The organism is Flavobacterium sp. HTF (genome assembly GCF_003105115.1).
GTDB lineage: Bacteria > Bacteroidota > Bacteroidia > Flavobacteriales > Flavobacteriaceae > Flavobacterium.
The window spans coordinates 19,396-31,957 of the sequence record NZ_QETH01000021.1 but is presented as its reverse complement, the minus strand read 5'-3'; the positions used below and the strand labels follow the sequence as shown (position 1 = coordinate 31,957).

At 33.4% G+C, this 12,562-nt stretch carries 11 protein-coding genes; 5 read left to right on the top strand and 6 right to left on the bottom strand.

The genetic code is table 11. From position 1 onward, the window contains the following. The first annotated feature begins 58 nt into the window (after window positions 1–58). Window positions 59–2,224: an endonuclease MutS2 gene (locus tag DCO46_RS08835; protein WP_116752198.1), complete on the top strand. Its 2,166-nt coding sequence runs from the start codon at window positions 59–61 to the stop codon at window positions 2,222–2,224. A gap of 213 nt (window positions 2,225–2,437) precedes the next feature. Then, window positions 2,438–2,851 (top strand): thiol-disulfide oxidoreductase DCC family protein, encoded by a 414-nt coding sequence (locus DCO46_RS08830; RefSeq protein ID WP_116752197.1) that lies wholly within the window; start codon window positions 2,438–2,440, stop codon window positions 2,849–2,851. 164 nt (window positions 2,852–3,015) lie between these two features. Here the strand turns inward: DCO46_RS08830 and ettA are convergent, their stop codons facing one another. The 3 genes from ettA to holA form a co-directional block, all read right to left on the bottom strand. Next, window positions 3,016–4,707 carry an energy-dependent translational throttle protein EttA gene (gene ettA / locus DCO46_RS08825; RefSeq protein ID WP_073481331.1) on the bottom strand — a complete coding sequence of 564 codons (1,692 nt, stop codon included), beginning with the start codon at window positions 4,705–4,707 and terminating at the stop codon, window positions 3,016–3,018. 80 nt (window positions 4,708–4,787) lie between these two features. Then, entirely contained in the window at window positions 4,788–4,970 is a 183-nt protein-coding gene (locus DCO46_RS08820; protein WP_035680915.1) for a CAL67264 family membrane protein, read from the bottom strand. Window positions 4,971–5,036: 66 nt separating this feature from the next. Then, window positions 5,037–6,041, bottom strand: a complete 1,005-nt coding sequence (gene holA, locus DCO46_RS08815; protein WP_116752196.1) for a DNA polymerase III subunit delta — start codon at window positions 6,039–6,041, stop codon at window positions 5,037–5,039. A gap of 98 nt (window positions 6,042–6,139) precedes the next feature. On the opposite strand from holA, the gene DCO46_RS08810 reads away from it, so the two are divergent. Genes DCO46_RS08810 through DCO46_RS08800 form a run of 3 tightly spaced genes read left to right on the top strand, consistent with a single transcriptional unit; the run spans window position 6,140 to window position 8,497 of the window. After that, complete coding sequence (locus DCO46_RS08810; protein ID WP_116752195.1) at window positions 6,140–6,592, top strand: type I restriction enzyme HsdR N-terminal domain-containing protein; 453 nt, start codon at window positions 6,140–6,142, stop codon at window positions 6,590–6,592. Window positions 6,593–6,609: 17 nt separating this feature from the next. Beyond that, window positions 6,610–7,629: a glycosyltransferase family 2 protein gene (locus DCO46_RS08805; RefSeq protein WP_116752194.1), complete on the top strand. Its 1,020-nt coding sequence runs from the start codon at window positions 6,610–6,612 to the stop codon at window positions 7,627–7,629. Between the two features lie 34 nt (window positions 7,630–7,663). Continuing rightward, window positions 7,664–8,497, top strand: coding sequence for a flagellar motor protein MotB (locus DCO46_RS08800; protein ID WP_116752193.1), 834 nt, complete (start codon window positions 7,664–7,666; stop codon window positions 8,495–8,497). Between the two features lie 189 nt (window positions 8,498–8,686). Here DCO46_RS08800 and DCO46_RS08795 read toward each other — a convergent pair whose 3' ends face one another. The 3 genes from DCO46_RS08795 to DCO46_RS08785 form a co-directional block, all read right to left on the bottom strand. Next, a complete protein-coding gene (locus DCO46_RS08795; RefSeq protein ID WP_116752192.1) occupies window positions 8,687–9,307 on the bottom strand; it encodes an L-threonylcarbamoyladenylate synthase in 621 nt (206 codons plus the stop codon). Between the two features lie 152 nt (window positions 9,308–9,459). Further along, entirely contained in the window at window positions 9,460–9,873 is a 414-nt protein-coding gene (locus DCO46_RS08790; RefSeq protein WP_116752191.1) for a hypothetical protein, read from the bottom strand. Window position 9,874: 1 nt separating this feature from the next. Then, window positions 9,875–12,211: an ATP-dependent helicase gene (locus DCO46_RS08785; protein ID WP_116752190.1), complete on the bottom strand. Its 2,337-nt coding sequence runs from the start codon at window positions 12,209–12,211 to the stop codon at window positions 9,875–9,877. Window positions 12,212–12,562 lie beyond the last annotated feature (351 nt).

Genomic DNA, 12,562 nt, shown 5'->3' with positions numbered 1-12,562 from the left:
TGTAGAATTCAATCATATAGTTTTTGTACTTTTGTGTATACTTTGTTATAAAAATTAAATGATTAGCATTACAGAAAAAACATTACAGGATTTACAATTTCCAACGGTTCTTGAAACCATTTCAGCAGGATGTAATACTGATATCGGAAAAGAAAAAGCCTTAAATATAACTCCATTTAAAGATAAAGAAACTCTGATGCAGGCTTTGATGCAGACATCTGAGTATGTTTCATCGTTTCAGAATAATAACGCAATTCCGAATCACGGTTTTGATGCTATTACGAATGAAATCAAATTCCTGGCAATTGAAGATAGTTTCCTGGAAGTCGGTAGTTTTAGAAAAATTGCTACACTTTCGTCAACATCAAATTTTCTTTTGAATTTCCTTAAAAAATTTGATGATTATTATCCAAACCTAAATGCAAGAGCTTCAAGAGTAGAATATACAAAAGATATTGTAACCCTAATTGATGCTATTGTAGATAAATACGGAGAAATAAAAGACAATGCTTCTCCTGCCCTTTTGAGTATTCGCCAAAACATGAATATTGTTCGTGGAAAAGTAAATCAAAGCTTTGGAGTGGCACTTACGCACAATAACAGCCTTGGTTATTTAGATGATATTAAAGAGAGTTTTGTACAAAACCGCAGAGTTCTAGCGGTTTTAGCCATGTACCGACGAAAAGTAAAAGGCTCTATTTTAGGAAGTTCCAAAACCGGAAGTATTGCCTATATCGAACCTGAAGCCACATTGCAATATTCTCGTGAATTAAGTAACCTGGAGTACGAAGAAAAAGAAGAAATCACCAGAATTCTGAAACAATTATCAAACGCAATCCGACCATTTTTGCCTTTGCTAATTGAGTATCAGGATTTCTTAAGCGATATTGATGTTGTTGCCGGTAAAGCAAAATATGCTAACCGAATCAACGGAATTCTGCCGGCAATTACCGAAGAAAGAAGATTATTTTTCAGAGAAGCGTACCATCCGATTTTGTACTTAAATAATAAACAAAAAAACGAAGTAACGCATCCGCAAACTATTGAATTAAAACAAGATAACAGAATAATTGTTATTTCCGGACCAAATGCGGGAGGAAAAACAATTTCGCTTAAAACGGTTGGATTACTACAATTAATGCTGCAATCAGGAATGCTGATTCCTGTTCACGAACGAAGTGAAACTTTCTTGTTTGACAGGATTTTGACGGATATCGGAGATAACCAATCTATTGAAAATCACCTAAGTACTTATAGTTACCGATTAAAAAACATGAATTATTTCTTGAAAAAATGCAACAAGAAAACCATGTTTTTAATTGATGAATTTGGTACAGGATCAGATCCGGAATTAGGCGGGGCCCTGGCTGAAATTTTCCTTGAAGAATTTTATCATCGTGAAGCTTTCGGAATTATTACAACGCATTATTCAAACTTAAAAATTCTCGCAAACGAATTGCCTTTTGCAACAAACGCAAATATGATGTTTGATGAAAAATCGCTTGAGCCAATGTATAAGTTAGCTCTTGGTCAGGCCGGAAGTTCATTTACATTTGAAGTGGCTTTGAAAAACGGAATTCCGTTTGGATTAATAAATCGTGCAAAAAAGAAAATCGAAGTTGGAAAAGTTCGTTTTGACAAAACGATTGCAACGCTTCAGAAAGAACGTTCGAAGCTGGAAAAAACTTCCATCAATCTTAAAGAAGAAGAAACCAGAGCACGTGAGGAAAGCAAAAAGATGGAAAACATCAATGTAAAAATCAAGCAAAAACTTGAAAGTTATCAGGAACTATATGACAGCAACCAGAAGACAATTTACATTGGTCAGAAAATTGAAGACATTTCAGAGAAATATTTCAACAACAAAAATAAAAAAGAACTGATTGGTGAATTTTTGAAAATCGTTGAGATTGAAAACTCAAAACGTAAAAAAGCAACTCCAAAGGAAAGTAAAGCTATAATTGAAAAGAAAAAAGAAGTTATCGCGGAAGTTTCTGTAAAAGTCGAAGAAATTCGAAAAGAGAAAAAAGAAAAGAAACTTAAACCGGTTATAGAGAAACCAAAACCAATCTTAAAAGTCGGTGACCGTGTAAGAATGCTCGACGGAAGATCGGTTGGAAGTATTGATTCAATCGAAAAAAATAAAGCAACCGTCAATTACGGGATTTTTACTTCTAAGGTTAGTTTGGATGAGTTAGAACTTGTTGAAGCTGCAAAAAAATAAATTTCCGTGTTTATTACGATTTTTCATCCTTGAAAATCATGAAAATTACTCTAAAATTAAAATAAGACGATTTAAGAAAGTATTTCAAAAAAGATAATTACAAAGATGGATATTTTTAAAAAATGGCTTAAAAATAATTTATGAACACTGTTTTTGATTTAAAAAAATTATGAATAATATTTTTTCAATAGAGAAAATAAATGATATGTTTTTATGATAGACCTTCCAAAAAACAAAAAGATAATCCTGTTTGATGGTGTTTGCAATTTATGTGACAGTGCTGTACAATATATCATTAAGCATGACAAAAAAGATATTTTTAGGTTTGTAGCACTACAGTCTGAATTGGGTATTTCGATTTGTAAATATCTTGGAATCAGTTTTTCTAAAATGGACAGTATCATATTATATGATCCCGGGACCGCTTATTTTTATAAATCTTCGGCAGTTATTGAAATCGCCAAAAACTTTGGCGGATTTTGGAAGTTAATTCCGGTTTTTAGAATTGTGCCAATATTTATCAGTGACAGAATTTATGATTATGTTGCAAAGAATAGATATAATTGGTACGGTAAAAAAGAAAGCTGTATGATTCCCACTCCGGAATTGAAAGCTAAGTTTTTGTAAATTCCAATTTTTACGCAATATTGTCATTGTCGAGCTTCTCGCGAAGATTTCTCCTTCGTCGAAATGACAAACAAAACGGAAAAGCCTAATAGAAACAAAAATCCCAAACTCAAATTTATTACAATTTGGAATTTGGGATTTTAAAAATTTGAAATTAACTAAAGTTATCTAATCAATTTTCTGTATTTCAAACGTTTTGGAGTTAAATCACCACCAAGGCGTTTCTTTTTATTTTCTTCATAATCAGAGAAACTTCCTTCAAAGAAATAAACTTCAGAATCTCCTTCAAAGGCTAAAATGTGCGTACAGATTCTGTCTAAGAACCATCTGTCGTGAGAAATAATTACAGCACAACCAGCAAAATTTTCTAAACCTTCCTCAAGCGCACGAAGTGTATTTACATCTAAGTCATTCGTTGGCTCATCCAGTAAAAGTACATTTCCTTCTTCTTTCAATGTCATGGCTAAGTGCAAACGGTTACGCTCACCACCAGATAACATGGAAACTTTTTTATTTTGCTCACCTCCGCCAAAGTTGAAACGTGATAAATAAGCTCTTGAATTAACCTGCTTTCCTCCCATCATAATCAATTCCTGACCATCTGCAAAGTTTTCCCAAATTGATTTATTCGGATCAATATTTGAGTGAGACTGATCTACGTAAGCAATTTTCACCGTTTCACCAACTGAAAATTCTCCGCTGTCAGTAGCTTGTTCACCCATAATCATTTTGAAAATAGTAGATTTACCAGCACCGTTTGGTCCAATAATTCCAACAATTCCGGCTTGCGGCAAAGTAAAGTTCAAATTATCGTATAATAATTTTTCTCCAAAAGCTTTGGCAACATTTTTAGCTTCGATAACATTCGTACCTAAACGAGGACCATTCGGAATATAGATTTCCAGGTTTTCGTCCAGTTGTTTTTGGTCTTCATTTAATAATTTATCGTAATTCTGTAAACGGGCTTTTTGTTTCGTCTGACGTCCTTTTGCACCCTGACGAACCCACTCCAACTCACGTTCTAATGTTTTTCTGCGTTTAGAAGCTACTTTTTCTTCCTGAGCCATACGGCTTGATTTTTGGTCCAACCATGAAGAATAATTTCCTTTCCAAGGAATACCTTCTCCTCTGTCTAACTCTAAAATCCAGCCTGCAACATTATCAAGGAAATATCTATCGTGCGTTACAGCAATTACAGTTCCGGCATATTGTGCCAAGTGCTGCTCTAACCAAAGTACAGATTCAGCATCTAAGTGGTTGGTAGGCTCATCAAGTAACAATACATCTGGCTGTTGCAATAACAAACGACATAAAGCTACACGACGACGCTCACCTCCGGAAAGGTTTTTAATAGGCGTATCACCTTCAGGCGTACGCAAAGCGTCCATTGCAATTTCTAATTTTGTATCGATTTCCCAGGCACCAAGAGCATCAATTTTATCTTGTAATGCTGCCTGACGGTCCATCAACTTATCCATTTTATCTGGATCTGAGTAATTTTCTTCAAGACCAAATAAATCATTTATCTGATTGTACTCTTCTAAAACTGCCATTGTTTCTGCAGCTCCTTCGCGAACAATTTCTATAACTGTTTTAGAATCATCAAGAATTGGCTCCTGCTCTAAATATCCAACAGTATATCCTGGCTGAAAAACTACATCACCCTGATAATTTTTATCAACTCCTGCAATAATTTTTAAAAGAGAAGATTTTCCTGAACCATTAAGTCCCAAAATACCAATTTTAGCACCGTAAAAAAAACTAAGGTAAATATTTTTAAGCACAGGTTTGTCTGCTCCCTGATAGGTTTTACTCAATTTCTGCATTGAGAAAATTACTTTCTTATCGTCTGACATTCTATTTATTTTTAATTTTAATAATTATTTTTTATTGATTTTCTACTGTAATTGATTGTTGCAATAGATATTGAAATTGTTTAAACTCTACCTTTCAATGCATTAAAAACCCAGGCATTGGCAAAAAAACCAACACCAACTGCTACAAATCCCCAGCCGGAAACATCTCTGTATCTAAAAGCTCCAAGACCTATAAGTAACAATCCCATAAGTACCATTATAAAAGTAGCCCATCCTAAAACGGTATTTTTATTCATTCCCATAGTTGAAATAAATATTTTTTAATGTGATTTAATTTTAGAAATGCAAATATCGTGAATTATAACGGCTTAATTAAATATTTTGTAAAGCATTTCTTTTAACAAGTCCGACTGAGGCAGGGCATTTGCTCCAACCCCTTTACTTTTTACATCAATATCACGCAAAGCCCCAACAATCTGGCTCACTTTTCGCATTGGATAATTCTTTACAGCCAAATCATATTCCTTTAAGAAATAAGGATTTACGCCAATGGCAGCCGCCACATTTTTAGGGTTTTTATCTTTTAATCCGTGGTATTTTAAAAGCTGTACAAAAAATCCAAAAACCAATCCGGTTGTCATAACCAATGGATATTCTTTAGGATTATGGGCAAAGTTTTCAGCGATTTTATAGGCTTTAACCTGATTTCTTTCCCCAATCGCTTTTCGGAGTTCAAAAACATTATAATCTTTACTAAAACCTATATTTTCTTCAATATGTTGTGGCGTAATCATGGTTCCCTGTGGCAAAATAATCTGAAGTTTTTCAAGTTCGTTATTAATTTTACTCAAATCAGTACCCAAAAACTCTACGAGCATAGCATTTGCTTTGGGATCAATTGTATATTTTTTGCCGGCAAGAACTCGTTTTATCCAGTCACCAACCTGATTTTCATATAATTTTTTGCTTTCGTAAACAATTCCATTCTGAGCTAATAACTTCGTTACTTTTTTACGTTTATCGAGTGTCTTGTATTTATAACAAAAAACAAGAACTGTCGTTTTCATCGGATTATTGACATACGATTCAATTTTATCAATGTTTCTTGATAAATCCTGTGCCTCTTTTACGATAACAACCTGACGGTCAGACATCATTGGATAACGTTTTGCCGTTGAAACAATATCTTCAACAGAAACATCTCTGCCGTACAATACCGTTTGATTAAACCCTTTTTCATCTTCCGAAAGTACGTTCTGCTCAATATATTCAGATAATTTATCAATATAGTATGGCTCCTCACCCATCAAAAAATAGATAGGCATGATATTTCCGGCCTTGATATCATTAACAATTTTTACAACTTCGTCCATTCAATATTTTTGTTTCATGTTTCAGGTTGAGTTCCAAAACCTGAAACTTTATCGCGAGACTTCGGGAGAAACCTGAAACTATTTTATATTTTTGCTTTATGTTAAAACTAAATTTTCCTAATTATACTTTCCGATTCAAAAATAGCGAAAATAAAGTGTCTATTTTTGATGAAATAAGGAAAAAATTTATCATTCTGACACCCGAAGAATGGGTTCGTCAGCATGTTGTTCATTATTTAATGAAGGAGAAGAAATATCCCAAATCACTAATAAATGTAGAGAAAGTTCTAACCATCAATAAATTACGAAAAAGATACGATATCGTAGTCTTTAATCCTGATGGTTCTATACATATATTAGTAGAATGTAAAGCACCCGAGGTAAAAATTTCACAGGCAACTTTTGACCAGATCGCCCGTTATAATATGACAATGAAGGCACGGTTTTTGAATGTCACGAATGGTCTGAGCCATTATTATTGCCAGATGGATTTTGAAAATGAAAAATATGAATTTTTGCAATCCTTACCGGATTACAAAATAGAATTATAAATTAAAAAAAGGTACTCTTGAATAAAATAGCAGTCGTCATTTTAAATTGGAACGGAGTAAAATTATTAGAGCAGTTTTTACCCTCCGTAATTCAATTTTCTGCAGAAGCCACTATCTATGTTGCAGACAATGCATCAACAGACGATTCTATCCATTTCGTCGAGAAAAATTTCCCCACAGTAAAAATTATCAGAAATGATGGCAATCATGGCTTTGCAAAAGGCTATAATGATGCCTTACAGCATGTAGATGAAGAAATTTATGCTTTGGTCAATTCTGATATTGAAGTCACTGAAAATTGGTTAAAGCCCATTATAGAAACATTTGATAACGAAAAACAAACTGTAATAATTCAGCCAAAAATTCTTGATTTCAAAAACAAGGAATATTTTGAATATGCCGGTGCAGCAGGCGGATTTATTGATAAGTATGGATATCCTTATTGTCGCGGACGAATTTTTGACACAGTCGAAAAAGATAATGGACAATATGATGATAATTGTGAATTATCATGGGCTTCAGGAGCTTGCTTTTTTATTAGAAAAGAAGTCTACAATGAATTAGGAGGATTTGATGAAACCTTTTTTGCCCATCAGGAAGAAATTGATTTATGCTGGCGTGCGCTGAATGAAGGTTACGTTATAAAATACAACTCACAATCAACTGTTTATCATGTTGGTGGTGCAACGCTGAATCAGAGCAATCCTAAAAAAACGTATTTGAACTTTAGGAATTCCTTATTAATGCTGGTGAAAAACCTTCCCAAAAAAGACCTTTTTTTCATCATTTTCTTCCGTATGGTTTTAGATGGAATTGCAGGTATCCGTTTTCTTACACAAGGTAAATTCAGGCATACTTATGCGGTATTACATGCCCATTTTTCATTTTATTGTATATCTTTAAAGTATATAAGAAAAAGAAAGGATTTCCAGATTCAACAATACTATACTGTAAAAAGTATCGTTTACTTATATTACATAAAGAAATTGACTTTATTTAAAGAAATCTTTAACAGTATTCAAAATATTAAAAACTAAATTTGTAAATAACGTCTAAAATTAAATTTAAATTATGAGAAAAATAGTAATTGCACTATCAGTATTAATGGCTTTAACTTCGTGTGTTTCAAAAAAAGAATACGCAGCTTTGGAAGCTAAAAACAAAGAGATTCAAGACTTATTAAATTCTTGTACTGTAAAACTTAATTCATGCCTTGAAGAAAAAGCAGGTCTGGCAGCTACAGCAGAAAGCTACAAACAACATAATCAAGACTTAATAAACAGTTCTAAAGATTTAACAGTTTTAACTACTAAAGGTGCTGAAAATCTTGAAAAATCTCTTGAAAGTTTAAAAGAAAAAGACTTGAAAATATCAAGACTTCAGGATGCTTTAACTAAAAAAGACAGTGTAACTTTAGCTTTGGTAACAAGTCTAAAAGGAGCTGTTGGTATTAATGATCCGGATATCGAAATCAATGTTGAAAAAGGAGTTGTATTTATTTCAATCGCTGATAAACTATTATTTAAAAGTGGTAGTTATGATGTAAGCGATAAAGCAAAATCTGTTTTAGCTAAAGTTGCAAAAGTTGTAAATGACAAACCAGATTTCGAATGTATGGTTGAAGGTCATACAGATGACGTACCGTACAAAAGTAATGGTGTTTTGTTAGACAACTGGGATTTAAGTGTTAAACGTTCTACTTCTATCGTTCGTGTATTATCAGGAGAACTAGGTGTTAATCCGGCTAAATTGATTGCTGCAGGTAGAAGTTCATATGTTCCATTAGTAGCAAATGATACTGCAGAAAACAAAGCCCGTAACAGAAGAACACGTATTGTTGTTATGCCAAAAATCGATCAGTTCTATGATATGATTGAAAAAGAAATGAAAAAACAACAAAAATAATTTAAGGTTTAAATACTTTATAATACAGAAAAAGCAGGTCTAATGACCTGCTTTTATGTATCCTTAACTTTTTTAATAACCAATTAAATATAAATCAAGAATAGCATTATTTTCAATTAACTAACTAAATTTTAACTTAACTAAAGTTAGTTAATATTTTTAAAACCTTTACACTATTTAGGTTTTTTTTTACAAAATATCAATATCTCCTTTTCCTTCTCTGACAATAACAGGTTCATGTTCTGATAAATCTATGATTGTTGAACCAACATTATCTCCATAACCACCATCAATTACCAGATCTACAAGGTTTTGCCATTTTTCAAAAATCAATTCAGGATCTGTAGTGTATTCAATTACATCATCCTCATCACGTATCGAAGTTGACACAACCGGATTTCCTAATTGTCGTACAATTTCCAGGATGATATTATTATCCGGAACACGAATTCCGACTGTTGTTTTCTTTTTGAACTCTTTTGGCAAATTATTATTTCCAGGCAAAATAAAAGTATAAGGCCCGGGTAAAGCTCTCTTTAAGATTTTAAAAGTAGCTGTATCAATTTGTCGTACATAATCTGAAAGATTGCTCAGATCATGACAAATAAATGAGAAATTAGCTTTCTCTAATTTTACTCCTTTAATTTTTGCAATTTTTTCTAAAGCCCTTGAATTGGTTATATCACAACCTAAACCGTAAACAGTATCTGTTGGATAAATAACCAAACCACCATTTTGAAGCACTTTTACCACTTTTGCAATTGCAGCTTCACTGGGTTTATCGGGATATATTTTTATAAATTCGGCCATTCTGTTTTTTTGTTTAAAGTTTGATTTGTTTCAGGTTTCACTTCTGTCAGGCTGAGTTAACCCCGTAAGTTAATAAGCTCTTAGACTTTATTCAGAGTGACAGACGTTTTCCAAAACGTAATTTATATTTAGGACATTAACTAATCAAGTCTTTAATAATCTATTAAACCTTCAAAATAGTAAACATCATTATTTTCAACTTTTGCATCTGACGGTTTTTCAGAAAAAAACACCTCATTAACATTAGAAAAACTATAATTGATTACAGTTAAAATATGAGTTCTCGAATTTAATTGATAATATTTATCATTATCTGTCCACCAAGTTCCTCTTTCATTCCAAACTTTTATTTTACAATCAATAAATGATGTAAATACAATAAAGTAATTTCCATTTTCTTCTCTATTAATAGTCCAGTATTTTGTTTGGATCAGTGTTTCATCATCAAACTCAGCTCCTTTCCAATATCCAACTAATTTTTTATCATTTTTTTTTATTACTATCTCTGATTGTCCACAAACACTAAAAGAAACTAAAAATATTAAACAGCATAATAGTGTATTCATACTATCCAACTATATCTAATTTTGCAAACCTCAGTAAAAGTTTCTTAATACCTCCGACTTCAAATTTGATTTCTGCTTTTTTATCAGCACCAACTCCTTCTAAATTTACTACCTCACCTTTTCCAAAGCGTTCGTGCATAACGACATTTCCAACAGTAAGTTTACTGTCAAATAAATTTGCATTTGTAGAAATTGGCGCATTTCCTGATACAGGCTTAAGTTTACGGATATTTAAATCCGGCCTTGGCTCGTTATCAGTGATATGTTTGGGCGGGGTTCCTCCTACCGGTTTTGCCAATCGCAATTTAGACTTATCAATATCTCCAAAAATATCACTATCTATCATTGGTTTATATCGATAATTGCTTTCAGCAGGCGTTAAGTATTCCAAATATTGCGGATCAATTTCTTCAATAAACCTTGATGGATCACTATCTGTAAGTTTTCCCCAACGATATCTTGATTGTGCATACGTTAGATAAGCCTGATGTTCTGCGCGGGTCAGCGCCACATAAAACAGACGTCTCTCTTCTTCCAACTCACTTCTTGTACTCATACTCATGGCGCTAGGAAATAAATCTTCTTCCATCCCGACAACAAAAACATGAGGAAACTCAAGTCCTTTTGCTAAGTGAATCGTCATTAATGCCACACGATCTTCATCTGTGGTATCTTTATCTAAATCGGTTGCAAGTGCTACATCCTCCATAAATTCAGATAAGGCACCTCTTGCTCCGTCTATTTCTCTTTGTCCTTCCGTAAAGTCTTTTATACCGTTCAAAAGTTCTTCGATATTCTGGATTTTTGCCATTCCTTCCGGAGTAGCATCTTTCTTTAATTCCTGAACTAAGCCGGTTTTTTTAGCTACATAATCGGTAATATAAAAAGCATCCTGATTTTGGTCAATAACCTGAAAACTCTGAATCATGGTCACAAAATCATTCAGTTTTTGTTTGGTTCCTGAGTTTAATTTCAGGTCGATTTTGTCAATATTTACCATTACTTCCCAAATCGAGCGTTTGTAATGATTCGCTGCAATGGTCAGCTTTTCAACAGTAGTATCTCCAATTCCGCGTGCCGGATAATTGATGACACGAATTAATGCTTCTTCGTCTTTTGGATTGATTACCAAACGCAGGTAGCATAAAACATCTTTAATTTCCTTACGTTGATAAAATGATAATCCGCCATAAATCCTGTACGGGATATCTCGTTTTCTCAACGCATCCTCCATGGCACGGGATTGCGCATTTGTACGATACAAAATAGCGAAAGAACCATTGTGAAGCTGATTTTGCATTTTCTGTTCAAAAATCGTACTTGCCACAAAACGTCCTTCTTCTGCATCGGTCAAACTGCGGTGAATTTTAATCTTTGGGCCAAAATCATTGGCTGTCCAGACAATTTTATCCAGTTTGGTTTTATTCTTATCAATAATGGTATTCGCTGCTTCAACAATATTTCGGGTGGAGCGGTAATTTTGTTCTAATCGAAATGTCTTTACCCCTTCATAATCCTTTTGAAAATTCAGGATATTATTGATATTCGCTCCACGGAAGGCGTAGATACTCTGCGCATCGTCCCCAACCACGCAAATATTCTGGAATTTATCAGATAAAGCCCTTACAATCAAATACTGAGAGTGATTCGTATCCTGGTACTCATCAACCAGTATATAGCGGAAACGATTTTGATATTTAGCCAATACTTCCGGAAAACGAGTCAGTAATTCATTGGTTTTCAATAATAAATCATCAAAATCCATTGCTCCGGCCTTAAAACATCTTTCAACATATTGCTGATAAATATCTCCCAGTCTTGGTTTTTTTGCCATAGCATCGGCTTCAACCAGTTCAGGATTGTTAAAATATGCTTTTACGGTAATCAAACTGTTCTTGTAACTCGAAATCCTGCCTAAAACCTGCTTTGGTTTGTAGATATCACGATCTAATTGCATTTCTTTTATAATGGAAGAAATCAATCTCGCAGAATCCTGGGAATCATAAATTGTAAAATTGGACGGATAACCCAAATGCTCTGATTCTGAACGAAGAATACGTGCAAAAATCGAGTGAAAAGTTCCCATCCAAAGATTTTTTGCTTCAGTTGGTCCAACAATATCAGAAATCCTGTGTTTCATTTCCCTTGCCGCTTTGTTGGTAAAAGTCAGCGACAAAATATTAAATGCATCAACACCCTGATGCATCAGGTAAGCAATTCTAATCGTTAAAACACGTGTCTTTCCTGAACCTGCACCAGCAATAATAATCATTGGCCCGTCCTTTTGTAAAACGGGTTCTCGTTGCGCTTCGTTGAGCTGGTCTATATATTTATGCATGAAGTTTTCTCCTTTTAGGCAAAAATAAGAATTAATCCTCTAATTAGCTACTAAGTTTCTGAGGTTCTAAGCAGCTAAGTTTTTTACTTTTTGAAGCCAAAAAACAGGCTTTTTATTAAACATGGTTTCCCGCTTTCGGCTTTATCTCTGCGAGGATATCGCCTCTATCGGGGCTAGAATTAAACAATTTGTTTTCTTTGAATATTTTGAAAGAAAATTCTTTAATTTTTAAAAACCTTTTATATTTGTACAACTTATAAACTAATAATGAAAGTAAAATTAACCGAAATTGCTGAAAAGACTTATTTTCAAATTATTAGTAAATATAATGATTCTAAATCAGCTAAATTC

Excerpts from the sequence above, each read along its gene's own strand:
- DCO46_RS08800 (WP_116752193.1), top strand. The coding sequence starts at position 7,664 with ATGAGAAAAATAGTAATTGCACTATCAGTATTAATGGCTTTAACTTCG.
- DCO46_RS08795 (WP_116752192.1), bottom strand. The coding sequence starts at position 9,307 with ATGGCCGAATTTATAAAAATATATCCCGATAAACCCAGTGAAGCTGCA.
- DCO46_RS08810 (WP_116752195.1), top strand. The coding sequence starts at position 6,140 with ATGTTAAAACTAAATTTTCCTAATTATACTTTCCGATTCAAAAATAGC.
- holA (WP_116752196.1), bottom strand. The coding sequence starts at position 6,041 with ATGGACGAAGTTGTAAAAATTGTTAATGATATCAAGGCCGGAAATATC.
- DCO46_RS08820 (WP_035680915.1), bottom strand. The coding sequence starts at position 4,970 with ATGGGAATGAATAAAAATACCGTTTTAGGATGGGCTACTTTTATAATG.
- DCO46_RS08785 (WP_116752190.1), bottom strand. The coding sequence starts at position 12,211 with ATGCATAAATATATAGACCAGCTCAACGAAGCGCAACGAGAACCCGTT.
- DCO46_RS08790 (WP_116752191.1), bottom strand. The coding sequence starts at position 9,873 with ATGAATACACTATTATGCTGTTTAATATTTTTAGTTTCTTTTAGTGTT.
- DCO46_RS08830 (WP_116752197.1), top strand. The coding sequence starts at position 2,438 with ATGATAGACCTTCCAAAAAACAAAAAGATAATCCTGTTTGATGGTGTT.
- DCO46_RS08835 (WP_116752198.1), top strand. The coding sequence starts at position 59 with ATGATTAGCATTACAGAAAAAACATTACAGGATTTACAATTTCCAACG.
- ettA (WP_073481331.1), bottom strand. The coding sequence starts at position 4,707 with ATGTCAGACGATAAGAAAGTAATTTTCTCAATGCAGAAATTGAGTAAA.